The 23,601-nt window shown below is 72.3% G+C and carries 25 protein-coding genes; 14 read left to right on the forward strand and 11 right to left on the reverse strand.

The window, feature by feature from the left end:
- Positions 1–17 precede the first annotated feature (17 nt).
- The 4 genes from ABZ172_RS23905 to amaP are packed head-to-tail and all read left to right on the forward strand — an operon-like array spanning position 18 to position 1,825.
- Positions 18–209: a hypothetical protein gene (locus ABZ172_RS23905; RefSeq protein ID WP_031099868.1), complete on the forward strand. Its 192-nt coding sequence runs from the start codon at positions 18–20 to the stop codon at positions 207–209.
- On the forward strand, positions 206–559 hold the full coding sequence (locus ABZ172_RS23910) for a hypothetical protein (protein ID WP_356886225.1): 354 nt from the start codon (positions 206–208) through the stop codon (positions 557–559). The genes ABZ172_RS23905 and ABZ172_RS23910 overlap by 4 nt, the downstream gene beginning before the upstream one ends.
- Positions 556–1,242, forward strand: a complete 687-nt coding sequence (locus ABZ172_RS23915; protein ID WP_356886227.1) for a DUF6286 domain-containing protein — start codon at positions 556–558, stop codon at positions 1,240–1,242. The genes ABZ172_RS23910 and ABZ172_RS23915 overlap by 4 nt, the downstream gene beginning before the upstream one ends.
- A gap of 4 nt (positions 1,243–1,246) precedes the next feature.
- Complete coding sequence (amaP, locus tag ABZ172_RS23920) at positions 1,247–1,825, forward strand: alkaline shock response membrane anchor protein AmaP (RefSeq protein WP_356886229.1); 579 nt, start codon at positions 1,247–1,249, stop codon at positions 1,823–1,825.
- 23 nt (positions 1,826–1,848) lie between these two features.
- Here amaP and ABZ172_RS23925 read toward each other — a convergent pair whose 3' ends face one another.
- The 5 genes from ABZ172_RS23925 to ABZ172_RS23945 all read right to left on the reverse strand — a co-directional run bounded on the left by ABZ172_RS23925 (position 1,849) and on the right by ABZ172_RS23945 (position 6,652).
- Positions 1,849–2,604, reverse strand: a complete 756-nt coding sequence (locus ABZ172_RS23925; RefSeq protein WP_356886231.1) for an SDR family oxidoreductase — start codon at positions 2,602–2,604, stop codon at positions 1,849–1,851.
- A 4-nt stretch (positions 2,605–2,608) separates the two neighbouring features.
- Positions 2,609–4,402, reverse strand: coding sequence for a glycoside hydrolase family 15 protein (locus ABZ172_RS23930; protein WP_356886233.1), 1,794 nt, complete (start codon positions 4,400–4,402; stop codon positions 2,609–2,611).
- 82 nt (positions 4,403–4,484) lie between these two features.
- Positions 4,485–5,279: an SURF1 family protein gene (locus ABZ172_RS23935; protein WP_356886235.1), complete on the reverse strand. Its 795-nt coding sequence runs from the start codon at positions 5,277–5,279 to the stop codon at positions 4,485–4,487.
- Positions 5,280–5,347: 68 nt separating this feature from the next.
- Entirely contained in the window at positions 5,348–5,581 is a 234-nt protein-coding gene (locus ABZ172_RS23940) for a hypothetical protein (RefSeq protein WP_073747930.1), read from the reverse strand.
- A 63-nt stretch (positions 5,582–5,644) separates the two neighbouring features.
- Positions 5,645–6,652 carry a DEDDh family exonuclease gene (locus ABZ172_RS23945; protein ID WP_356886237.1) on the reverse strand — a complete coding sequence of 336 codons (1,008 nt, stop codon included), beginning with the start codon at positions 6,650–6,652 and terminating at the stop codon, positions 5,645–5,647.
- A 153-nt stretch (positions 6,653–6,805) separates the two neighbouring features.
- Here ABZ172_RS23945 and ABZ172_RS23950 point away from each other — a divergent pair, with 153 nt between their 5' ends.
- From ABZ172_RS23950 to ABZ172_RS23965, 4 genes are all read left to right on the forward strand, one after another.
- Entirely contained in the window at positions 6,806–7,525 is a 720-nt protein-coding gene (locus ABZ172_RS23950) for a VIT family protein (protein WP_356886239.1), read from the forward strand.
- Between the two features lie 293 nt (positions 7,526–7,818).
- A complete protein-coding gene (locus ABZ172_RS23955) occupies positions 7,819–8,781 on the forward strand; it encodes a sterol desaturase family protein (RefSeq protein WP_356886241.1) in 963 nt (320 codons plus the stop codon).
- Positions 8,778–9,458, forward strand: a complete 681-nt coding sequence (locus ABZ172_RS23960) for a lysoplasmalogenase (RefSeq protein ID WP_356886243.1) — start codon at positions 8,778–8,780, stop codon at positions 9,456–9,458. Before ABZ172_RS23955 ends, ABZ172_RS23960 begins: the two co-directional genes overlap by 4 nt.
- Before the next feature lie 20 nt (positions 9,459–9,478).
- Positions 9,479–10,522: a zinc-dependent alcohol dehydrogenase family protein gene (locus tag ABZ172_RS23965; RefSeq protein ID WP_356886245.1), complete on the forward strand. Its 1,044-nt coding sequence runs from the start codon at positions 9,479–9,481 to the stop codon at positions 10,520–10,522.
- A gap of 66 nt (positions 10,523–10,588) precedes the next feature.
- On the opposite strand, the gene ABZ172_RS23970 is transcribed toward ABZ172_RS23965, so the two are convergent.
- The gene (locus ABZ172_RS23970) at positions 10,589–12,121 is read right to left on the reverse strand and encodes a S8 family serine peptidase (protein ID WP_356886247.1); all 1,533 of its coding nucleotides are present in this window, start codon (positions 12,119–12,121) and stop codon (positions 10,589–10,591) included.
- Between the two features lie 308 nt (positions 12,122–12,429).
- On the opposite strand from ABZ172_RS23970, the gene ABZ172_RS23975 reads away from it, so the two are divergent.
- The 3 genes from ABZ172_RS23975 to moaA all read left to right on the forward strand — a co-directional run bounded on the left by ABZ172_RS23975 (position 12,430) and on the right by moaA (position 15,587).
- Positions 12,430–12,795: a DUF485 domain-containing protein gene (locus ABZ172_RS23975; protein WP_356886249.1), complete on the forward strand. Its 366-nt coding sequence runs from the start codon at positions 12,430–12,432 to the stop codon at positions 12,793–12,795.
- The gene (locus tag ABZ172_RS23980) at positions 12,792–14,429 is read left to right on the forward strand and encodes a cation acetate symporter (protein WP_356886251.1); all 1,638 of its coding nucleotides are present in this window, start codon (positions 12,792–12,794) and stop codon (positions 14,427–14,429) included. The genes ABZ172_RS23975 and ABZ172_RS23980 overlap by 4 nt, the downstream gene beginning before the upstream one ends.
- Before the next feature lie 168 nt (positions 14,430–14,597).
- On the forward strand, positions 14,598–15,587 hold the full coding sequence (gene moaA, locus ABZ172_RS23985) for a GTP 3',8-cyclase MoaA (RefSeq protein WP_356886253.1): 990 nt from the start codon (positions 14,598–14,600) through the stop codon (positions 15,585–15,587).
- On the opposite strand, the gene ABZ172_RS23990 is transcribed toward moaA, so the two are convergent.
- Both ABZ172_RS23990 and ABZ172_RS23995 read right to left on the reverse strand, forming a co-directional pair.
- Positions 15,570–15,818, reverse strand: a complete 249-nt coding sequence (locus ABZ172_RS23990; RefSeq protein WP_356886255.1) for a hypothetical protein — start codon at positions 15,816–15,818, stop codon at positions 15,570–15,572. The two genes, moaA and ABZ172_RS23990, sit on opposite strands and share 18 nt — an antisense overlap.
- A gap of 217 nt (positions 15,819–16,035) precedes the next feature.
- On the reverse strand, positions 16,036–16,398 hold the full coding sequence (locus ABZ172_RS23995) for a DUF3099 domain-containing protein (protein ID WP_356886257.1): 363 nt from the start codon (positions 16,396–16,398) through the stop codon (positions 16,036–16,038).
- Between the two features lie 212 nt (positions 16,399–16,610).
- Between ABZ172_RS23995 and ABZ172_RS24000 the strand changes: the two genes are divergently transcribed.
- Complete coding sequence (locus tag ABZ172_RS24000) at positions 16,611–16,895, forward strand: GlsB/YeaQ/YmgE family stress response membrane protein (protein ID WP_356886259.1); 285 nt, start codon at positions 16,611–16,613, stop codon at positions 16,893–16,895.
- A gap of 69 nt (positions 16,896–16,964) precedes the next feature.
- On the opposite strand, the gene tyrS is transcribed toward ABZ172_RS24000, so the two are convergent.
- The 3 genes from tyrS to ABZ172_RS24015 all read right to left on the reverse strand — a co-directional run bounded on the left by tyrS (position 16,965) and on the right by ABZ172_RS24015 (position 21,218).
- Positions 16,965–18,233, reverse strand: a complete 1,269-nt coding sequence (gene tyrS, locus ABZ172_RS24005; protein ID WP_356886261.1) for a tyrosine--tRNA ligase — start codon at positions 18,231–18,233, stop codon at positions 16,965–16,967.
- Between the two features lie 70 nt (positions 18,234–18,303).
- On the reverse strand, positions 18,304–19,698 hold the full coding sequence (locus tag ABZ172_RS24010) for a metallopeptidase TldD-related protein (RefSeq protein ID WP_356886263.1): 1,395 nt from the start codon (positions 19,696–19,698) through the stop codon (positions 18,304–18,306).
- On the reverse strand, positions 19,695–21,218 hold the full coding sequence (locus ABZ172_RS24015) for a TldD/PmbA family protein (protein ID WP_356886265.1): 1,524 nt from the start codon (positions 21,216–21,218) through the stop codon (positions 19,695–19,697). The genes ABZ172_RS24010 and ABZ172_RS24015 overlap by 4 nt, the downstream gene beginning before the upstream one ends.
- Before the next feature lie 625 nt (positions 21,219–21,843).
- On the opposite strand from ABZ172_RS24015, the gene ABZ172_RS24020 reads away from it, so the two are divergent.
- Together ABZ172_RS24020 and fabG are read left to right on the forward strand one after the other, a co-directional pair.
- On the forward strand, positions 21,844–22,737 hold the full coding sequence (locus ABZ172_RS24020) for a hypothetical protein (RefSeq protein ID WP_356886267.1): 894 nt from the start codon (positions 21,844–21,846) through the stop codon (positions 22,735–22,737).
- 141 nt (positions 22,738–22,878) lie between these two features.
- On the forward strand, positions 22,879–23,598 hold the full coding sequence (gene fabG / locus ABZ172_RS24025) for a 3-oxoacyl-[acyl-carrier-protein] reductase (protein WP_356886269.1): 720 nt from the start codon (positions 22,879–22,881) through the stop codon (positions 23,596–23,598).
- Positions 23,599–23,601 lie beyond the last annotated feature (3 nt).

Genomic DNA, 23,601 nt, shown 5'->3' on the forward strand with positions numbered 1-23,601 from the left:
CAGATGAGGAGAGCACGATGAGCATGGCTGTGGTCGGCCTGGTGGCCGGCATGGCGCTCGGTTTCGCCGGGTACTTCGGCGGGTTCGGGGCCTTTCTGCTGGTGGCCGCGCTGGGCGCGGTCGGCTTCGTCGCCGGCCGCTTCCTGGACGGCGACCTGGAGCCCGGCGACTTCTTCCGGAGTCGCGAGCGCGGCGACCGGCGACGGTGACGGGGACAACGGGCCGGGTCGGGGCCGCGGAGCGCGGGCAGACCCGGATCGCCGACCGGGTCGTCGCGAAGATCGCGGCGCAGGCGGCCAAGGAGGCCGTCGGCGAGCGGCCCGAGGCCGCCGCGCCGCCGCGCGCCACCGTCACCGTGCACCACGACACCGCCCGGGTACGGGTCGGTCTCGACCTCGCCTACCCCTGCGACATCGGCCGGCAGTGCGGTTCGGTGCGTCGCCGGGTGGCCGAGCGGGTAAAAGCACTCGCGGGGATGGAGGTGCCCGAAGTGGCGGTCCGGGTCGAACGGCTCCACCCGTCCGGAGCGGGCACCGCACCGGAGGGGAGCGACCGATGACCGAGTCCCAGGACCCGGGCGGCAGCACACAGCGCCTGCCCACGCTCGGGGCGGAGCCGCCCGGCGGTGCGCCCGCGATGGACCAGTCCGCCTCGGGCTCCCGCTACGAGGCCGCCACCGGGAAGGAACAGCCGGGCGGCCGGGCCCGCCGCTTCTGGTCCGGCCGCCGGATCCCCGCCGCCCTGGTCGCGCTGGTCGTGCTGGGCGGCGCCGGGATCCTGCTCTACGACATCGCGGCCGTCCGGGCGGGCCACCCGGCCATGCAGTGGCGGCGCACCGTCGCCGACGACCTGGCGAGCCGCCGACTGGACGACGTCTGGGTCCTCGCGGGATCCGCGCTCGCGGCCGCGCTGGGTCTCTGGCTGTTCCTGCTGGCCCTCACCCCCGGGCTGCGCGCCCTGCTCCCGATGAGCCGCCGGCACCCCGGCGTCCGCGCCGGACTCGACCGGTCCGCGGCGGCCCTGGTCCTGCGCGACCGGGCCGTGGAGGTGCCCGGGGTGCAGTCCGTCCGGGTCAGGACGACCCGCCGCAGGGCGACCGTACGGGCCCTCTCGCACTTCCGTGAGCTCGACGACGTGCGGGCCGATCTGGACACCGTCCTGTCGGCCGCCGTCGGCGAGCTGGACCTGGCGCGGCCCCCCGGCCTCGCCGTGCACGTGCGCCGGCCCGCGAAGAAGGGGTGACGCTGTGATCAAGACCGTCAACCGGATCCTGCTCGGCCTCGCGGGGCTGGTCCTCGTCGTGGCCGGCGGCGCCGTCCTCGCGACGGGGCTCGGCCTGTCCGTGCCCTCCTGGTGGCCGTGGGACGGCACCGGCGACGTGCTGCTCAGCGCGGCCGACCGCACCCGGTGGCGGGACGAGGGCTGGTGGTGGCCCACCGTCATCGCGGTCCTCGCCGTCCTCGTGGTCCTCGCGCTGTGGTGGCTCCTCGCCCAGCTGCGCCGCGGCCGCCTCGCCGAGGTCCTGGTCGACAGCGGCGACGGCCAGGGCGCGCTGCTGCGCGGGAGGGCGCTGGAGGACGCGCTCGGCGACCAGGCGCGCGCCCTGGACGGGGTGTCCGAGGCCAGGGCCACGCTGACCGGACGGCGCACCGCCCCGCGGGCCCGGGTCCGGATGCTGATGGAGCCGCACGCCGCCCCGGGACTCGCGCTGCGGGGACTCGCCGAGGGGGCGCTGACCCATGCGCGGACCTCGGCCGGGCTGGACGAACTGCCCGCCGAGGTCCGGCTGAAGGCGGTCAAGCACCGCGCGGAGCGGGTGAACTGACGGACCACCTCCGGCGGTGCCCGTCAGAACCCGTGCCGGGCACCGCCGTCGACCGGCACCATGATGCCCGTGAGATAGGAGGCGGCCGGGGAGAGCAGGAAGGCCGCGGTCTTCCCGAACTCCTCCGGGGTGCCGTAGCGGCGCAGCGGGATGCGCGCCTCGTTGGCCGCCCGGGCCGCCTCCGCGTCGCCCGCCAGGGCGTCGAGCTCGCGCACCCGGTCCGTGTCGATCCGCGACGGCAGCACCCCGACGACCCGGACGCCGCGCGGCCCCAGCTCGTCGGCCAGCGACTTGGCGAAACCGGCGAGACCGGGGCGCAGCCCGTTGGAGATCGTCAGACCGGCGATCGGCTCGTGCACCGACCCGGACAGCACGAAACCGATCACCCCGCCCTCGCCCAGCGCCTCGGCCGCCGTGCGGGCCAGCCGCACCGCCCCGAGGAAGACCGACTCGAACGCCGACTGCCACTGGTCGTCCGTGTTGTCGGCCAGCGAGCCCGGTGCCGGTCCGCCGACGCTGATCAGGATGCCGTCGAGCCTGCCGAAGCGTTCCTTCGCCGCGTCCACCAGCCGCCGGGCGGCCAGCGGGTCCGCGTTGTCCGCGCCGAGCCCGACCGCGTCGGCGCCCAGCGCTGCGGCGGCCTCGACGGCGTCCTTCTCGTCACGGCCGGAGACGACCACCTTCGCGCCGTCGGCGACGAGGGCCCGCGCGGTGGCGTTGCCCAGTCCGCGGGTCGCCCCGGTGACGATGTACACACGGTCCTTCAGTCCAAGATCCATGGCCCTATCCTGCCAAGTCCTCACCGGCGAGGTCGACCGCGCTGTTCACCAGACCGACGTGGCTGAACGCCTGCGGGTAGTTGCCGAGCTGGCGCCCGGCCCCCGAGTCGTACTCCTCGGCCAGCAGCCCCACGTCGTTGCGCAGGTCGAGCAGCCGGTCGAAGAGCTCCTCCGCCTCCGCCCTGCGGCCCGTCCGCAGCAGCGCGTCGACCAGCCAGAACGAGCACGCGAGAAACGCCCCCTCGTCGCCGGGGAGACCGTCCACCGAGCCGCCCTCGGTGCTGTAGCGGCGGATCAGGCCGTCGTGGGCCAGCTCGTGCCGCACCGCGTCGACCGTCCCGATCACCCGGGGGTCGTCGGGGGGCAGGAAGCCGGTGCGCACGATCAGGAGCGTCGAGGCGTCCAGCTCACGGGAGCCGTAGTACTGGGTGAAGGTGTTGCGCACCGGGTCGTACCCCTTCTCGACGACCTCCGCGTGCACGGCGTCCCGCATCGCCCGCCAGCGGTCGGCGTCCCCCGGCAGGCCGGGGTTCTCCTCCAGGGTGCGCACCGCCCGGTCGGCGGCGACCCACGCCATCACCTTGGAGTGCACGAAGTGCCGGCGCTCCCCGCGCACCTCCCACAGGCCCTCGTCCGGCTCACGCCAGCTGGACTCCAGGAACCCGAGCAGGCTGAGCTGCAGGTTCCAGGCGTGCGGCTGGTCGGCGAGACCGGCGGCCCTGGCCACCCTGAGGGAGTCGATGACCTCGCCGTACACGTCGAGCTGCAGCTGCCGCACCGCCGCGTTGCCCGTGCGGACCGGCACCGAGTTCTCGTACCCGCTCAGCCACGGCAGCTCGGACTCGGGCAGCCTGCGCTCGCCGGCCAGCCCGTACATGATCTGGAGGTCCGCGGGGTCACCCGCCACGGCCCGCAGCAGCCAGTCCCGCCACGCCGCCGCCTCCTGCACGTAGCCGGCCGAGATCATGGCGCCGAGGGTGAGCGTGGAGTCCCGCAGCCAGCAGTAGCGGTAGTCCCAGTTCCGTACGCCGCCGATCTCCTCCGGCAGCGAGGTCGTCAGGGCCGCGACGATCCCCCCGGTGGGGGCGTAGGTGAGCGCCTTCAGGGTGATCAGAGAGCGGAGCACCGCCTCCCGGTGCCTGCCCCGGTAGGTGCACCGCTCCGACCACTTCGTCCAGTCGGTCAGGGTGTGCTTCAGCGACGTGTGAGGGTCGATCAGCTTCGGGCGGGGGGAGTGCGAGGGGTGCCAGGTGAGCACGAACGCCACGGACTCGCCCTCGGCGACGGTGAAGGAGGAGCAGGTGCTGAACTGCTGGCCCCAGGTCTTGACCGGCGGCTCGCTGCGCAGCCAGACGGAGTCGGGGCCCGCGACGGCCACCCGGTGGCCGTGCGAGCGGCGCATCCAGGGCACCACGGACCCGAAGTCGAACCGCAGCCGCAGCACCGAGCTCATGTCGACGCTGCCGCTGACGCCCTCGACGATCCGCATGACGTCGGGCGACTTGTCGCGCTGCGGCATGAAGTCGACGACCTTGACGGTCCCGGTCCTGGTCTCCCAGAAGGTCTCCAGGACGAGCGTGTCCTTCACGTAGGCGCGCCGCGTACAGGTGTCCGTGCTGTCCGTGCCCTGCGGGGCGATGCGCCAGTGGCCGTTGTCCTCGTCGCCGAGCAGGGCCGCGAAACAGGCGCCGGAGTCGAAGCGGGGCAGACACAGCCAGTCGACGGAACCGTTCCTGCCGACCAGGGCGGCGGTCTGGAGATCGCCGATGACGGCGTAGTCCTCGATACGTGGGGTCACGCTCTGGCGTCTTCCCGAACCTGGGCTCCGCTAAGCAGCGGAACCGGCAGGAACAGGACGGGCGGGACGCGTGGGACGCTGCTCAGGCGGCCGCCGGCTCCGGCTGCTCCGACGCCCCGGCCTGCGCGGCGGCCTCGTCCCGGTCGCGCTTCTCCCGGCGGGCGAGGACCACCCAGCCGACGGGAACCCCGGCGGCGAAGAGCCACCACTGCACGGCGTACGCCATGTGCGGGCCGATGGAGCTGTCGTCGGGGGCGGCGATCGTCTCGGGGCTGCCGCCCTCGGGCGCGGGACCGGTCAGTTCGAGGTACCCGCCCAGCACGGGACGGCCCAGCAGGTGCGACTGCTGGGCGCTGTTCATCAGCATCACCTGGCGGTCCGGCAGGCCCTCCAGGTCCTTGATGCCACTGGCGCTCGTCGTCTCGTCCGCCTTGAGCCGGCCGGTGACGGTGACCTCACCGCGCGGCGGCGCGGGGACCTCGGGGAAGGACTGCTGGTCGTCGGCGGCCGGGACCCACCCCCGGTTGACCAGGACGGTGCCGCCGCCCTTGAGGTCCAGCGGGGTCAGGACCAGCACACCGATGCGCTCGTCCTGGGAGGTGCGGCGGCGTACGACCACCTCGTGCGCGGTGTCGAAGGTCCCGGTGGCCGTCACCGCGCGCCAGTAGTCGGAGCGCGGGACCGTGTGCCCGGGGGAGGTGAGCCGGGCGACGGGGACCGGGTCCGCCTCGAGGTTCCGCGTGATCAGCGCGTTCTGCTCGACCCGGTGCTCGTGCCGGTGCAGCTGCCAGAAACCCAGCTCCACCATCGTGGGAATCATCGCGAGGACGACCAGGGTGAGAATCACCCACTGCCGGGTCAACAGGAAGCGGTACACCCCATGACCGTACAACCGGGGCCCTGGGGTGCGGCACGGAGGGTCCCCGTGCGGGGCGGGCGGTCCCGTCACACTTTGTCCACGATGCCCGCCCTCCCCTCGGCACGGGCGCAGTGACCGCCGCAGTACCAGTGGCCGTCGACCTCGACACCCTGGCCGATCACCTGGACCCGGCAGTGCTCACAGATGGGCGCCATGCGGTGGATGGCGCAGGAGAAGCAGTCGAAGACGTGCACCGCGCCCTGCGCGTGCACCTCGAAGGACATCCCGTAGTCGTTTCCGCAAACCTCGCAACGTGCCATGCGCCACAGGGTGGGACGCGGGGCGGCGGCGGGCGAGCCGGTGCCGGGCGAGTCGCCCCCGGTTCACTCCGATGACGGTGACTGCGGCGGCACGGAGACCGTGCCGGCCGGTGCGACGTCCCTCAGTAGATGGGTGAACGCGCTCTCCTCCAGGATCGGGGTCCCGAAGGACTTCGCCTTCACCGTCTTGGACGTCGCGGAGTCCGGGTCGTTGGTCACGAGCAGGCTCGTCAGCCGGGACACGCTGGTCGCCACGTGCAGGCCGGCCTCCACGGCCCGGTCCTCCAGCAGCTCCCGGTCGACCGAGGTGTCCCCGGAGAAGGCCACCCGCATGCCCTGCTTGAGAGGTTTGTCCGACTCGTAGCGGCCGGGGTTGGGATACGGGCACGCCGGGCGCTTGCGCGAGGGGCGCCAGCCGCCCTGGCTCTGCGACGGCCGGTACCCGGCGCGCGGGGTGACCGGGGAGTCGTACCACTCCGTCAGCGGGCGGCACTCCAGCAGCGGCAGCCGCACCCCGCCCCCGGCCGCGGCGTGCAGGCTCGGCCGGAAGGCCTCGGCCAGCACCCGGGCGTCGTCCAGGGCGTGGTGCGCGCGCTGCTGGACCACGCCGAAGTGCGCGGCGAGCGACTCCAGCTTGTGGTTGGGCAGCGGGAGCCGGAGCTCCTTGGAGAGCGCGATGGTGCACAGCCGCTGCTCGACCGGCGCGGTGACCGCCGCGCGGGCGTACTCCCGGGCGATCATCGACCAGTCGAACGCGGCGTTGTGGGCGACGAGCACCCGTCCGGACAGCCGCTCGGACAACTCCGCGGCGACCTCCGGGAAGAGCGGCGCACCCTCCAGGACCTCACTGGTCAGCCCGTGGATCCAGACGGGGCCGGGGTCCCGCTCGGGGTTCACCAGCGTGTACCAGTGGTCCTCGACGTCCCCTCTCGCGTCCAGGCGGTACACCGCGGCGGAGATGATCCGGTCGTCCCGGGCGAGTCCGGTGGTCTCCACGTCGACGACCGCGTACCCCCGGGGATACGCGGCCGGCCACGGTGCTGCGGTCTGACGGTCGTCGAGCATGGTCACAGAGAATACGGGCCGTCGCCGACAGCGGACCAGCCGGGACCTTCGGGCGCGAACCGGGACAGGCCGCCCCGCAGTTGACGGCGCCGCCGGAAACGCGGCCGGACGCGCGGGTCGTGGACGCGCCCGGAGCCGGCCCGGTGAGAGGCTCCCGAGGTGACGGACACACAGGAACCCCCGCACGACGAACCGCACGGCAGCGGACTGGGCGCCCGGCTCAACTGGCTCCGGGCCGCCGTGCTCGGCGCCAACGACGGGGTGGTCTCCACCGCCGGCCTCGTCGTCGGTGTGGCCGGGGCCACGGGCGACCGGTCCACCCTGCTGACGGCCGGCCTCGCGGGGCTGCTCGCCGGATCCATGTCGATGGCGGCCGGCGAGTACGTCTCGGTGTCCACCCAGCGCGACTCGGAGAAGGCGGCACTGGCGACGGAGCGGCGCGAGCTGGAGGAGACGCCGGAGGCCGAGCTCGCCGAACTGACCGGACTGCTGGAGGAGAAGGGGCTGAGCAGGAAGCTCGCCCGGGAGGCCGCTGTCCAGCTCACCCGGCGCGACGCGCTGCGCGCCCACGCCGAGGTCGAGCTCGGCATCGACCCGGACGCGCTGACCAACCCGTGGCACGCGGCCGGCGCCAGCTTCCTGGCCTTCACGGTGGGCGCGCTGCTGCCGCTGCTGGCGATCGTGCTGCCGCCGGCCTCGGCGCGGCTCCCCGTCACCGTGGTCTCCGTGCTCGCGGCCCTGGCGCTCACCGGCTGGTGGAGCGCCCGGCTGGGCGCGGCGGCGGCCCGGCCGGCGGTGCTGCGGAACATGACCGGGGGAGCGGTGGCCATGGCGGTGACGTACGGAGCCGGGGTGCTGCTGGGGGCGGCCGGGGTGTGAGGGGCGAGCACCGCGTGATCCGGCCGGGCGGTGACCGGCGCCGGCGGCCGGACGGCTCCACCGGCGGGACGGCTCCTCCGGCCGGACGGCCCCCCGGTCGCGGGCCGCCGGCCATACGGCCCGGGCAACTCCCGCTCCCGTGAGGCGTGTTCCGCGCTCCGAGCGGCGGCGGCGCCGGAGGCCCGCGGCGGTGCGGCCGGCGGAGTCCGTCGAACGGTGATGACACCACGTCTCACATACTTGTCGGTAACAACATCTATGCCGGGTGCCGTCAGCGGCTCTACGGTGCTCGCATGGAGCCGAACCTGCCCGATGTCGTGCTGTGGTCGATCCCGGCCTTCGTCCTGCTCACCGTCCTCGAAATGGTGTCGTACCGCCTCCACCCGGACGACGGGGCAGCCGGGTACGACGCCAGGGACGCCGCCACCAGCGTCACCATGGGGCTGGGCAGCCTGGCCTTCGACCTGCTGTGGAAGATACCCGTCGTGGCGGTCTACGCCGCCCTGTACGAACTGACCCCGCTGCGCGTCCCGGTGCTGTGGTGGACGGTCCTGCTGATGCTGCTCGCCCAGGACTTCCTCTACTACTGGTCCCACCGGGGGCACCACGTCGTCCGGATCCTCTGGGCCTGCCACGTGGTCCACCACTCCAGCCGGAAGTTCAACCTCACCACGGCGCTCCGCCAGCCCTGGACCTCGCTCACCTCCTGGCCCTTCTACCTGCCGCTCATCGCGCTCGGCGTCCACCCGGCGGCGCTCGCCTTCTGCTCCTCGGCGAACCTCGTCTACCAGTTCTGGGTGCACACGGAACGGATCGACAGGCTGCCCCGCCCCTTCGAGTACGTCCTCAACACCCCCTCCCACCACCGGGTGCACCACGCCTCGCAGGGCGGCTACCTGGACCGGAACTTCGGCGGGATCCTCATCGTCTGGGACCGGCTCTTCGGATCGTTCGCCCCGGAGACCGAGCGCCCCGTCTTCGGGCTCACCAAGAACATCAGCACCCACAACCCCTTCCGCGTCGCCACCCACGAGTACGCCGCCATCGCCCGCGACGTACGGTCGGCCGCGACCTGGAGCGAGCGCGCCGGACGGGTCTTCCGGGGCCCGGGCTGGCAGCCCGCGCCCGCGGCCGGTGCGGCCCCCGCCCGGCCGCAGACCGGCCCCGTGCGGCCTCCTGCCCCCGCCCGGCCGCGGACCGATGACGCGCCGCCGCCTGCCGCCGCCCGGCCGCACGTCACCGGGCGCACCCGGTGACCTCCCGCACCGGTGCGCCCCGGCTCGCAGGCCCGCTGCTCGGCGCCTTCCTGGCCGTCTCCGCCGTCCATCTGGCGGGGCTCCTCGCCGGGCAGGAGGCCGTGCACCTGGCCACCAAGCCGCTGCTGATGCCGCTGCTCGCCGCCCACGCCGCGGCCCGCGGCGGTCCCCGGCCGCTGATCGCCGCGCTGCTCTGCGGCTGGGCGGGGGACGTGCTGCTGATGTCCGACGCGGAGCCCGCGTTCCTCGCCGGGATGGGCCTCTTCGCCGCCGGGCACGTCTGCTACCTGGTGCTCTTCGGCCGCGCCCCCGTCCGGCCGGTCAGCGGCCTCGCGTACGCGGTCCTGCTCGTGGTGCTCCTCGCGCTGCTGTGGCCGGGGCTGCCGGACGGCCTGCGCGCCCCCCTGGCCGGGTACGGCCTGCTGCTCACGGCGACGGCGTGGCGGGCCGGTGTCCTCGGCCGGTGCGCGGCGCTCGGCGGCGCGCTCTTCCTGCTCTCCGACGGCCTGATCGCCACCGGCATCGCGGACCTGCCCCGGCTCCCCGCCCAGGATTTCTGGATCATGCTGACCTACCTCGCGGCGCAGTACCTGCTCACGCGGGGGGCGCTCGGTGGAGAACCGGATTCCACCGGCGCCGCCCCGGGGGCGTACCGTGAGAGACGTATCAGAATCTGAGACCAGCGAGGACCTCACGCATGCGCGCCACTGTGATCCATGCTCCCCACGACATCCGTGTGGAGGAGGTGCCGGACGCCGTCGTCCAGCAGCCCACCGACGTGGTCCTGCGGGTCCTGCGGGCCTGCATCTGCGGCAGCGACCTGTGGGCCTACCGCGGCGATTCGGCCCGCGAGCCCGGCCAGCGCATCGGCCACGAGTTCCTCGGCATCGTCGAGGAGGCGGGCCCCGAGGTCACCGGCTTCGCCGCCGGCGACCTGGTGGTGGCCCCGTTCGTCTGGTCCGACGGCACCTGCTCCTACTGCGCCGAAGGGCTCACCACCTCCTGCCCCCGGGGCGGCTTCTGGGGCTCGGGCGGCTCCGACGGCGGCCAGGGCGAGGCGGTCCGCGTCCCGTTCGCCGACGGCACCCTGGTCAAGCTCCCCGCGGAGGCCGCGTCCGACGACCGGCTGCTGACCGCGCTCCTGGCGCTCTCCGACGTCCTGGGCACCGGTCACCACGCCGCGCTCGGCGCCGGGGTGAAGCCCGGCAGCACGGTGGCGGTCGTCGGTGACGGAGCGGTCGGACTGTGCGGCGTCATGGCGGCCAAGCGGCTCGGCGCCGAGCGGATCATCGCGCTGGGCCGCCACCGGGCCCGTACCGACATCGCCCGCGCGTTCGGCGCCACCGACGTCGTCGCCGAGCGCGGCGAGGCGGCCCTCGCGGCCGTACGGGAGCTGACCCGGGGCGAGGGCGTCCAGGGGGTCATCGAGGCGGTGGGCACCGAGCAGTCGATGCGCACGGCCATCGACATCGTCCGCGACGGCGGCTCCGTCGGCTACGTCGGCGTCCCGCACGGCAGCGGCACCGGGATCGACCTCGACGTGATGTTCGACCGGAACGTCGCCCTGCGCGGCGGCGTCGCCCCGGTCCGCAGCTACATCCCGGAGCTGCTCCCCGACGTGCTCGACGGCACGATCGACCCGTCGCCGGTCTTCGACCTGTCGGTCGGGCTCGACGGGGTGCCGGGCGGCTACCGGGCGATGGACGAGCGTACGGCGCTCAAGGTCCTGATCAAGCCGTAGCGGGCGCGGCGGAACACGGGAGGGGCCGGGGACAGACAGCTTGTCCCCGGCCCCTCCTGCCGTTCCCTACCTGCGGACCGCGTCCAGCGCGTCCACGACACCGGCTCCGTAGAAGCCGTTGTACCGCTTGCCGCCCTGGCAGACCGCGTCGACGGTGCCGTCACCGTCGATGTCGTACGGCGCGCCGCACGCGGTGGCGTCGGCCTGGAGCGTCAGCAGCGCCTTCACCGCGGCCGCCGAGGCGTGCGGGTGGGTCGACTTGATCAGGGCCGCGACACCCGCGGCGTGCGGCGAGGCCATCGACGTACCGGCCTTGTAGCCGAAGCCGCCGCCGGGCAGCGTCGAGAGGATCAGGCCGTTGTCCGCGGGTGCGTCGGGCGCCTGGTAGCGCGTCGAGTCACCGCCGGGCGCGGCCACGTCGATGACCCCGAGCCCGTAGTTCGAGTAGGAGGACTTGAGGTTCTTCGCACCGGTCGCGGAGACCGTCACGACACCCGGCAGCATGGTCGGGATGTCGGGGCAGGCACTCGGGTCGACCGTGCGGGTGACCGTCGTCGAGTCGTTGGGGCTCGTCGAGTCCTCGATGGCGTCGAGGGCCAGGTCGTGGTCGGAGTTGCCGGCCGCGGCGACGTTGACGACGCCCTTGCCCTCCGCGTAGCGGGTGGCGCGGGTGACCGCCTCGACCAGGGCGCCCTGGTCCGGGTCGTCCTTGCAGTTGAACAGCCACGGGTCGGTGTAGTAGCTGCTGTTCGTCACGTCGACGCCGTGCTCGGCGGCCCACATGAAGCCGCAGACCACGGCCTCGGTGTAGAAGTAGCCGGCCGGTGTGGACACCTTGATGCCGGAGACCTTCACCCCGGGCGCCACCCCGGTGATCCCGATGCCGTTCTTCGCCGCGGCGATGGTGCCCGCGACGTGCGTGCCGTGGTCGCTCTCGCCGGCCGCGGGCCGCCAGGCGCCGTCCGTGGTGTCCGGGGCGCCGGACACGCAGTTCACCGAGGCCTTGCGGTCGAAGTTCGGCGCCAGGTCCGGGTGGGTGTCGTCCACGCCCGTGTCGATGACGGCGACCGTGACCTTGCTGCTGCCCAGCGACTTCTTGTGCGCCTGGTCGGCCTTGATGGCCGGGAGGTCCCACTGCAGGGGCTCCAGCGGGTCCTGGCCAGCCACCGCCTCCGCCGACGCCTCCCGCGCCTGCGCGGCGGTCAGGGGCTGCTCGACCCCGATGTCCTTCGTCGCCGCCGGAGTGATCGGGCTGGTGCGGGTGGCTCCCGCCGACCGGACGCCCTTGGCGGTGCGTATCGCCGCGCCGAAGTCCGGGTTCTTCGAGTGGACGACGATGACGCCGATCGTGTCGTACGACGTCACGACGGTCCCGCCGGCCGCGGATATCGCCTTCCGCACCTGCTTGACCGTGCCGTGGCCCGCCCGTGTGTTCACGACGTACGAGAGTTCGGGGCCGTCCTCACGCACCGTCGCCGTGGGCCCGTCCGCGGGTGCCGCGGCCGCGGTCCCCGTCGGGAGGAAGCCGAGCGAGGCCATGAGTGCGAGTCCGACGGGCAGCGTGAGCACACGAGTCCGTCTGGATGCCAGATGAGCCATGGGTTCTCCACATCATCCGTGCCGTGGGACCGGACACCGCGGTGTCCGGTCCGGTACATGACCAGTGAAGTTATCCCTGATCTTGCCGACGCATCAATGAATACGGGCAAGTGAGTTCGAGGTGTGACCTCCGGGGTCCTCCGTACGGGTGCCGTCCCGAGAAGACCGGGCCCGCCGTGAACCGCTTCGCCGCGCCCTCCGTGCCGTTGCACAGGGAGTCGTGCGATCAGCCCGCCACTCACCGACACAGAGGACTCCCCGTGAAACCCGACATCCCCACCACCGCACCCGCGTCGCGAGGAGAACCCGTGGTCAACGAAGCACCGCCGCCCCAGAGCCCCGCGGACGGCACCCCCGTCCAGCCCACCACCGAGGCGTTCGTCGAGGCGCAGAACAGCCCGGAGTTCGCCGAGCTGCGCCGCTCCCACCGCTCCTTCGCCTTCCCGCTGACCGTCGGATTCATCGCCTGGTACCTGCTGTACGTGCTGCTGTCCAGCTACGCCGACGACTTCATGAGCAAGATCGTCTTTGCGAACTTCAACGTCGCCTTCGTGTTCGGCCTCGCCCAGTTCGTCACCACGTTCCTGATCGCCTGGTTCTACTCGCGCCACGCCACGAGCACCCTCGACCCGCAGGCCGCGGCCATCAAGTCCCGTCTGGAGGCCGACGCATGAGCGCCGCGTACGCATCCCACCCCGTGATCCAGCTCGCCGCGTCGTCGACCACCGAGCACCGGCCGCTGATCATCACCCTCTTCGCGGTCTTCGTCGCCGCGACCCTGGGCATCACCGTCTGGGCCGGCCGGCAGACCAAGAGCGCCTCGGACTTCTACGCCGGCGGGCGGCAGTTCACCGCCTTCCAGAACGGCCTCGCCGTCTCCGGCGACTACATGTCCGCGGCGTCCTTCCTCGGCATCGCCGGCGCCATCGCCCTCTTCGGCTACGACGGCTTCCTCTACTCCATCGGCTTCCTCGTCGCCTGGCTCGTCGCCCTGCTGCTCGTCGCCGAACCCCTGCGCAACTCGGGCCGCTACACCATGGGCGACGTCCTCGCCTACCGGATGCGCCAGCGCCCGGTGCGCACCGCCGCGGGCGTCTCCACCATCGTCGTGTCGATCTTCTACCTGCTGGCCCAGATGGCCGGCGCCGGAGTCCTCGTCGCCCTGCTGCTCGGCATCACCAGCGACGCGGGCAAGGTCCTGATCGTCGCCCTGGTCGGCGTGCTCATGATCCTCTACGTCACCATCGGCGGGATGAAGGGCACCACCTGGGTGCAGATGGTCAAGGCCGTCCTGCTCATCGCGGGCGCCCTGCTGATGACCCTGATGGTGCTGTGGAAGTTCGACTTCAACATCTCCGACCTGCTCGGCACCGCGGCGGAGAAGAGCGGCCACGGCGCGGCGTTCCTGGAGCCGGGCCTCAAGTACGGCGCCACCGACGTGTCGAAGCTGGACTTCATCTCCCTCGGCATCGCGCTCGTCCTCGGCACCGCCGGACTCCCGCACATCCTGATCCGCTTCTACACCGTCCCCACCGCCAAGGCCGCCCGCAAGTCCGTGAACTGGGCCATCGGCATCATCGGCGCCTTCTACCTGATGACGATCGCCCTCGGCTTCGGCGCCGCGGCGCTCATCGGACCCGACGAGATCAAGGCCAAGAACCCGGCCGGGAACGCCGCGGCCCCCCAGCTCGCCGAGTACCTCGGCGGGGTCGGTACCACCGGCGGCGCCGTCATGCTCGCCGTCATCTCCGCGGTGGCCTTCGCCACGATCCTCGCCGTCGTCGCGGGCCTGACCCTCGCCTCCTCGTCCTCCTTCGCCCACGACATCTACGCCAACGTCATCCGCAAGGGCAAGGCCACCGAGAAGGAGGAGATGAGCGCCGCCCGCTGGGCCACCGTCGCGATCGGCATCGTCTCCATCGCCCTCGGTGCCATGGCCCGCGACCTGAACGTCGCGGGACTCGTGGCCCTCGCCTTCGCCGTCGCCGCGTCGGCCAACCTGCCGACCATCCTCTACAGCCTCTTCTGGAAGCGCTTCACCACCCAGGGCGCCCTCTGGTCGATCTACGGCGGTCTGGCCTCGTCCGTCGTCCTGGTGCTGTTCTCCCCGGTCGTCTCCGGTAAGGCCACCTCGATGTTCCCGGACGTGGACTTCGCCTGGTTCCCCCTGGAGAACCCCGGCCTCATCTCCATCCCGCTCGGTTTCCTGCTCGGCTGGGTCGGCTCGGTCCTCTCGAAGGAGGAGCCCGACAAGGACAAGTACGCCGAACTGGAGGTCAAGTCCCTCACCGGCACCGGCGCCCACTGACGCCCGGACTCCCGTGACGCCCCGGCGGGGCCCCCTCGTAGGGATCTACGAGGGGGCCCCGCCGCACCTCGTGCCAACCGGGCTCCCTCCCTGTCACCGGCCTCGCGTAGGCTCGGAGGGACCGGACCGCGACCAGCGGACACCACACACCACCGGGGGAGGCCCACAGTGCTCATCGACACCCACGGCCGGGTCGCCACCGACCTGCGTGTCTCGCTGACCGACAAGTGCAATCTCCGCTGCACCTACTGCATGCCCGAGGAGGGCCTGCAGTGGCTCTCCCGCACGGATCTGCTCAGCGACGACGAGATCGTCCGGCTCGTCCGGATCGCGGTCACCGCGCTCGGCGTCACGGAGGTCCGCTTCACCGGCGGCGAGCCGCTGCTGCGCCCCGGCCTCGTCTCCATCGTCGAGCGCTGCGCGGCCCTGGAGCCGCGCCCCCGGATGTCCCTCACGACCAACGGCATCGGGCTCGGACGCACCGCAGCCGCACTGGAGGCGGCCGGCCTGGACCGGGTCAACGTCTCCCTGGACACCCTGCGCCCCGACGTGTTCAAGACGCTCACCCGCCGCGACCGGCACAAGGACGTCATCGAAGGACTCCGGGCCGCCCGCGAAGCGGGACTCACCCCGGTCAAGGTCAACTCCGTCCTCATGCCCGGCCTCAACGACGACGAGGCCCCCGAGCTGCTGGCCTGGGCCGTGGAGAACGCCTACGAGCTCCGCTTCATCGAGCAGATGCCGCTCGACGCCCAGCACGGCTGGAAGCGCGACGGCATGATCACGGCCGGGGACATACTCGCCTCGCTGCGCACCCGCTTCACCCTCACCGCCGAGGACGACGGGGAGCGCGGCTCCGCCCCCGCCGAGCGCTGGACCGTGGACGGCGGACCCCACCGCGTCGGCGTCATCGCCTCCGTGACCAGGCCCTTCTGCCACGCCTGCGACCGCACCCGGCTCACCGCCGACGGGCAGGTCCGCACCTGTCTCTTCGCCCGCGAGGAGACGGACCTGCGCGGCGCCCTGCGCTCCGGCGCCCCGGACGAGGAGATCGCCCGCATCTGGAAGGTCGCGATGTGGGGCAAGAAGCCGGGCTCCGGACTCGACGACCCGTCCTTCCTGCAGCCCGACCGCCCGATGTCAGCGATCGGCGGCTGAGGACTCCCACTCCGCCAGCGCCACCACGTCCTTCAGGAAGCCGCGCACACCGAGGAACGAGGACAGGTGCTCCCGGTGCCCGTCGCACGCCAGCCAGGTCTTGCGGCGCTCCGGGGTGTGCAGCTTCGGGTTGTTCCAGGCGAGCACCCACACGGCATCGGCACGGCAGCCCTTGGCTGAACAGACGGGTGCGCCGGCGGCGCTCTCGGCGGGGGAGTCGGGGAAGTTCACGACCTCAACCCTAAGCGCTCGCACCGGCGGTCCCCGCGGCGCATCCCCGCCGGAGAATGGCGACGCCGGGCAGCCACGGGGGGAGCTGCCCGGCGTCGGTCCGTCGCTCCGACGGGGGATGCGGAGCGCTCACGAAGTATGGCACGGGCCCCGGGGTCCGAGGCACCGGATCGTCATGATTGATCTGAGCTTTTGACGGCCCCGCGAAGCCCCCCGCTCAGTCCGCCGGGCGCGACTCCGCGGCACCGCCGGCCGGACCGGACTCCGCGGCCGACTCCGCCGGGGCCGCGCCGAGCGCCGGCCGCATCGGCGCGGGCACGAACGTCGTGGGGAGCGAAGGGGCGTTCTCCCGCCCGGCGTTGGCGATGACCACCGCGACATAGGGGAGCAGCACCCCCAGCGCCAGCGCCACCACGGCCACGTGCCGCTCCACGTTCCACAAGGTCGCGGCCAGTACCACCGAGACGGTGCGCACGGACATCGAGATGATGTAGCGCCGCTGCCGGCCGCGCACATCGTCGGCGAGGCCCTGCCGGGCCCCCGTGATCCGGAAGACCTCCGGGCCGCTCTGCTTGCGCATCGTGATTCCACCACCAGATCTCTGTGCCGGACTTCGCCGGACGGCGCCGCTCCCACGGTACGCCCGGCACCCGCGGCGCATCGGACCGGGGCGCACCCGCCCCGGCGGATTCGTACCGCTGTTCCTCGTACGGACCTGTCCGGCATGCGGCGTACGTCCCTCGCGCCGAGACTGGGCGGACGCGCGCACACCGCGCCGCACGAGGAGGCGATATGGGCTGGTTGTGGGCAATCATCGTAGGTCTGGTGCTGGGTGTTCTCGCCCGGGCGATCCTGCCGGGGAAGCAGAACATCCCCCTCTGGCTGACGGTGGTGTTCGGCATCCTGGGCAGCATCCTCGGCAATGCCGTCGCCACCTGGATCGGCGTCAACGACACCAAGGGGATCGACTGGATCCGTCACCTGCTGCAGCTGATCGGAGCGGTCGCCGTCGTCGGGGTCGGCGACATGGTCTGGCAGTCGATCAGAGGGAACAGGAACACCGGCCGGAGAACCTGATCCGGAGCCGGGAGCGCCGCGGCCGGTCACACGTCCTGTGTGACCGGCCGCGGCGCGTCCTCGGGGGTGTCAGCCCGCCGTGACCTCGACGGCGGCCAGGTTCTTCTTGCCCCGGCGCAGCACCAGCCAGCGCCCGTGCAGCAGCTCGCCCGCGTCCGGAGCGCTCTCGCCGTCCGTGACCTTCACGTTGTTCACGTAGGCCCCGCCCTCCTTGACCGTCCGCCGCGCCGCCGACTTGCTGGCGGACAGCCCGACCTCGACCAGCAGGTCCACCACCGGACCCAGCTCGGTCACCCGGGCGTGCGGCACCTCGGACAGCGCGGCACCCAGCGTCGACGCGTCCAGCTCACCGAGATCGCCCTGGCCGAACAGCGCCTTCGACGCCGCGATGACCGCCGCGCACTGCTCCCCGCCGTGCACCAGCGTCGTCAGCTCCTCGGCCAGCGACCGCTGCGCCGACCGCGCCTGCGGACGCTCCTCGGTGAGCTTCTCCAGCTCCTCGAGCTCCTCACGGCTCCGGAAGCTGAGGATGCGCATGTACGTCGAGATGTCCCGGTCGTCGACGTTCAGCCAGAACTGGTAGAACGCGTACGGCGTCGTCATCTCCGGGTCGAGCCAGACGGCACCGCTCTCGGACTTCCCGAACTTGGTCCCGTCCGCCTTCACCATCAGCGGGGTGGCCAGCGCGTGCACGGCCGCACCCGGCTCCAGGCGGTGGATCAGGTCGATCCCCGCCGTGAGGTTGCCCCACTGGTCGCTGCCGCCCTGCTGGAGGGTGCAGCCGTGGCGCCGGTACAGCTCCAGGAAGTCCATGCCCTGGAGGAGCTGGTAGCTGAACTCCGTGTAGCTGATGCCCTCCTGCGACTCCAGCCGGCGGGCCACCGAGTCCTTCGTCAGCATCTTGTTGACCCGGAAGTGCTTGCCGATGTCCCGCAGGAACTCGATCGCGGAGAGGCCCGCGGTCCAGTCCAGGTTGTTCACCATCGTGGCGGCGTTCGGGCCCTCGAAGGTGAGGAAGGGCTCGATCTGCCCGCGGAGCCGCTGGACCCAGGCGGCGATGGTCTCCGGGTCGTTCAGCGTGCGCTCCGCGGTCGGCCGCGGGTCGCCGATCTGACCGGTCGCCCCGCCCACCAGGGCGAGCGGCCTCAGCCCGGCGAGCTGGAGCCGTCGCATGGTGAGCACCTGCACGAGATGGCCCACGTGCAGGCTCGCCGCGGTCGGGTCGAAGCCGCAATAGAAGGTGACCGGGCCGTCCGCGAGAGCCTTGCGCAGTGCGTCCTCGTCGGTGGACTGGGCGAACAGCCCGCGCCACTTCAGCTCGTCGACGATGTCCGTCACGGTCGTTTCTCTCCTCTGGGGTTCGACTGGTGCTGCCGGTTCGATCGGTTGTCCGGTCAGTCTATGGGGGTCACACCCCCCGGCTCACCGAGCTCATGTGGAAATCCGGGACGCGCAGCGCGGGCATCGCGGCCCGGGTGAAGTAGTCGCCCCACTCGCGCGGCAGCGTCCTCTCCGTACGGCCCGCCTCCGAGGCCCGGGACAGCAGCCCCACCGGCGACTCGTTGAACCGGAAGTTGTTCACCTCGCCGAGCACCTCCCCGTCCTCCACCAGATAGACGCCGTCCCGGGTCAGCCCGGTCAGCAGCAGCGTCGCCGGATCCACCTCCCGGATGTACCAGAGGCACGTCAGGAGCAGCGCCCGGCCGGTCGTGGCGGCCACCATCTCGTCCAGGGACCGCTCACCGCCGCCGTCCAGGACGAGGTTGTCCATCGCCGGGGCCACCGGAAGACCGGTCAGCCCCGCCGAGTGCCGGGTGGTCGTCAGCCGCTCCAGCCGGCCGCCCGCGATCCAGTCCGTCGGCGCCAGCGGCAGCCCGTTGTCGAAGACCGAGCCGCCGTCCCCGGACGCGTGGGCGACCACGAACGGAGCCGACTCCAGCCCCGGCTCGTACGGGTCGCTGCGCAGGGTCAGCGGCAGCTCCGAGAGCCGCTCCCCGACCCGGGTCCCGCCGCCCGGCCGGGAGAAGACCGTACGGCCCTCCGCGGCGTCCCGGGCCGAGGCCGACCAGTACTGGTAGATCAGCAGGTCCGCCACCGCCGTCGGCGGGAGCAGGGTCTCGTAGCGGCCGGCCGGCAGCTCGATCCGGCGCTCGGCCCAGCCGAGCCGCCGGGCGAGCTCCGCGTCCAGCGCCGCCGGGTCGACGTCCTTGAAGTCCCGGGTCGCCCGGCCCGCCCAGGCCGACCGGGTCCGGTCGGGGGACTTGGCGTTCAGCTCCAGGGTCCCGTTCGGCTGGTCGTGGCGCAGCCGCACCCCGGTCGACGACCCCAGGTAGGTGGAGGTCATCTCGTGGTGCGCGAAGCCGTACAGCTCACGGCCGCCCGCCCTGGCCCGTGCGAAGGCGTCGCCGAGGGCCGGGGCGAAGTCGGCGAAGACCTCGGATCCGGTCCCGGCCGGCGGTTCCGTGAAGTCGGCGGACGCGGGGATCCCGGACACCAGCGGCTGCGCGTCCTCGGCCGGTCCTGCGCCCCGCGCGGCGGCCTCGGCCGCCCGCACGAGCGGTTCCAGGTCGTCGGCGGTGACGGCCGAGCGGGACACCACACCGGACGCCGTCCCCTCCGCGCCGTCCACCGTCGCGACGACGGTGAGCGTCCGCCCCCGGGTCACCCCGTTCGTGGTGAGCGTGTTGCCGGCCCAGCGCAGGTTCGCGGAGGTGCTCTCGTCCGCGATGACCACGCAGCCGTCGGCGGTGGTCAGCTCCAGTGCCCGCTCGACGATCTCGTACGGCTTGCTGACGCGGCTCATCGCCCGGCCTCCTGCGTCGTGTTGAGGATGTTCACGCCCCGGAAGAGGGCGGAGGGGCAGCCGTGCGACACGGCCGCGACCTGAGCGGGCTGGGCCTTGCCGCAGTTGAACGCGCCGCCCAGGACGTAGGTCTGCGGTCCGCCGACCTTCTCCATCGAGCCCCAGAACTCCGTGGTCGTCGCCTGGTAGGCGACGTCCCTCAGCTGGCCCGCCAGCCTGCCGTTCTCGATCCGGAAGAACCGTTGGCCGGTGAACTGGAAGTTGTGCCGCTGCATGTCGATCGACCATGACCGGTCGCCGACCACATAGATCCCGCGCTCCACCCCGCCGATCAGGTCCTCGGTCGACAGCCCGCCCGGATCCGGCTGAAGCGACACGTTCGCCATGCGCTGCACGGGGACGTGGCCCGGCGAGTCCGCGTACGCGCACCCGTTGGACCGGCCCAGACCCGTCAGCTTCGCGATCCGCCGGTCCGTCTGGTAGCCGACCAGCGTGCCGTCCTTGATCAGGTCCCAGGACTGCGCCTCGACGCCCTCGTCGTCGTACCCGACGGTCGCGAGCCCGTGCTCGGCGGTGCGGTCGCCGGTCACGTTCATCACGGGGGAGCCGTAGGCCAGCTTCCCGAGCTGGTCGAACGTCGCGAACGAGGTGCCCGCGTAGGCCGCCTCGTAGCCCAGCGCCCGGTCCAGCTCGGTGGCGTGGCCGATCGACTCGTGGATGGTCAGCCACAGGTTGGACGGGTCGACCACCAGGTCGTACGTGCCCGCCCCGACGCTCGGCGCCCGCATCTTCTCGGCCAGCAGGCCGGGGATGCGCTCCAGCTCGGCGTCCCAGTCCCAGCCGGTGCCCGTGAGGTACTCCCAGCCCCGGCCCGCCGGCGGGGCGATCGTCCGCATCGAGTCGAACTCGCCGGTCCCGCCGTCCACGGCCACGGCGGTCACCTGCGGATGGACCCGCACCCGCTGCTGGGTGGTGACGGTGCCGGCGGTGTCCGCGTAGAACTTGTTCTCGTGGACCGTCATCAGGGAGGCGTCCACGTGGGCGACCCCGTCGGCCGCCAGCAGCCGCGCGCTCCACTCGGCGAGCAGCCCGGCCTTCTCGGCGTCCGGCACCTCGAAGGGGTCGCGTTCGTACGCCGACACCCAGGTCCGCTCCCCGTGCACCGGCTCGTCCGCCAGCTCCACCCGCTCGTCGGAGCCCGCCGCCGCGATCACCTCGGCCGACAGCTTCGCCATCGCGACGGCCTGCGAGGCCACCCGCGCCGCCGCGTCCATCGTCAGGTCCACGCCGGAGGCGAAGCCCCAGGCCCCGCCGTGCACCACCCGGACCGCGTACCCGGTGTCCGTGGTGTCCGACGTGCCGGCGGGCCGGGCGTCCCGCAGCCGCCAGGCCGCGCCGCGCACCCGCTCGAACCGGAAGTCCGCGTGCACGGCGCCGAGCGCACGGGCGCGGGCGAGCGCCGCGTCGGCGAGCGCACGCAGCGGCAGGGCCAGGAACGACTGATCTACCTCGTGGGCCACGAAGGGCTTCCCTTCTCTCTGAGTACCTCGGAGTGAACCATGTAACGGAGGGCCTCCGGGCGGCCATGGCCTTCCCGGTCCGTACGCCGGCGGGCGGATCCGCCGCGCGCCGTCACCGCGTCGCCGTCGATCGAAAACGCTCGCAATTGCTGCATTGACATGCGATTTCGTCGGTTGTCGGTCTCCGGGGGTAGTCTCTCGGTCACGCCGAGTTGACGTCGCGTGACGGCACGGCCAAGGGGTGGGGAGACGGTGCATGGTCGGGAGAGAGTTGTCGCCGGCGGACCACCAGTACAAAGAGATCCGTGTGGTCCTCAAGCTGCTCGTCGCTGATGGCTGGGTATTGCGCAAGGAGGGGCACTGGGGGCGGCTGTACTGCCCCTGCGCCGGAGGCGGCTGTCTCACCGTTTCGGTTCCGGGGACACCGGAGAACCCGGGGCGCGCGGCGCGTCGTCTCGCGCGGCGCGCGAAGCTCTGTCCACTCCCTGAGGGCGATCCGCGCCGTGCCCTTTGAGGGGCGTTGTCGTTTGACAACGTATGGGGACTGGGTAAGTCTGCCCTCGCAGGGGTGGCGAACCCTGGCGCGGAGGCATGTGACAGCACGGCCAAGGGGGTCAAGGGCGAGATGGAGTACGAGTTTCTGTTCGTCGTGGACGGCATCAGCGTGGACGACGACCTGGCAGTCGGCGTGATCTTCGACGAGTTCGACGGCCTGCTCACCCGGCACAGGGACAAGCACCTGCTGGACCTGTCCGAAACCGGGGACAGTGCTATCGACGCCGCGCACCGCCTCGTCGTGCGGCTGAGAAGCGCCCTGCCCCGGTTGAGGCTGCTGCGACTCGATCCCGACCTGGTCGGCGTGCCGGACATCGCCGAGAGGACGGGCCGCAGTCGGCAGAACGTCCTTCAATGGGTGAATGGCGAGCGCCGGACGGACGCCGGGCCGTTCCCGGACCCTGAAGGCACGGTCGGGCGCTCACTCGTCTGGCGATGGGCCGAGATCAACGCCTGGCTGACCGGTATCGGCGAGCCTGTCGGTGATGCGGGAGCGACCCGCGAGGACGCCCTTCATATCGACTTCATGCTGCCTCGCTGGCAGCAGGTGCTCGACGACGGCCTGCCGATCGTGCGGTTCGTCCACGCGTGCGAGGACGAACGCCGGCCTGACCGGGCGGGTGTGGCGCGGCTGCTGGAAGGAACACTGTCGGCTCCCGGCCTGCTGCAGATGATTTCCGCGTTTCCCCGGGCGCAACGCCAGCGGTTGACCGTGGTCTGCGCCGTGCTGCCGGACCGGCTCAGCGCTGTGGCGTCGAAGATCCGTGAGGACGAGACCTACGTCATGCTCGCGTTCCAGGGCGACAATAACGAGCTGCACCTCATGCCGGTCGCGGCGCGGGAGATCCCGGGATCAAGGCCCGTTTCGGAACTGGGCCTCGGGTCCGGCGCGACCGTCGGGGACCTGCTGCTGGTCACGGTGAACGGCGCGGTGGGACCGACCACGCCCGTCGCCCTCGACTGACCCGTCACCCGCACCGCCCGACTGTTCTGTAGGGACCCGACAGTCGCGGCCCGGCGGCGCTGTCAGAGGCCGATTCCTTGGTCGAGGGGTGGTACCGATAGGTTTTCGGAGTACCAAGACCGCCAAGGAAAGGGTGATCCGTTGAGCCGCTCGGTTCTCGTCACCGGAGGAAACCGGGGCATCGGCCTCGCCATCGCCCGCGCCTTCGCCGACAACGGCGACCAGGTCGCCGTCACCTACCGCTCGGGGGAGCCGCCGCAGGCGCTCACCGAGGCGGGTGTCCTCGCGGTCCGGTGCGACATCACCGACACCGAGCAGGTGGAGCAGGCCTACAAGGAGATCGAGGAGAAGCACGGTCCCGTGGAGGTGCTGGTCGCCAACGCCGGCATCACCAAGGACCAGTTGCTGATGCGGATGTCCGAGGAGGACTTCGCGTCCGTGCTCGACACCAACCTCACCGGCACCTTCCGCGTCGTCAAGCGCGCGAACCGCGCGATGCTGCGCGCCAAGAAGGGCCGGGTCGTCCTGATCTCCTCCGTGGTCGGCCTCCTCGGTTCGGCTGGGCAGGCCAACTACGCGGCGTCGAAGGCGGGCCTGGTCGGCTTCGCCCGGTCGCTGGCCCGTGAGCTCGGCTCGCGGAACATCACGTTCAACGTCGTCGCACCCGGATTCGTCGACACCGACATGACCCAGGCGCTCACCGAGGAGCAGCGCCAGGGGATCGTGTCCCAGGTGCCGCTCGGCCGCTACGCGCAGCCGGCCGAGATCGCCGCCGCGGTGCGCTTCCTCGCGTCCGACGACGCGTCGTACATCACTGGAGCCGTCATCCCCGTTGACGGCGGATTGGGCATGGGTCACTGATCA

The organism is Streptomyces sp. NPDC006296 (assembly GCF_040613235.1).
GTDB lineage: Bacteria > Actinomycetota > Actinomycetes > Streptomycetales > Streptomycetaceae > Streptomyces.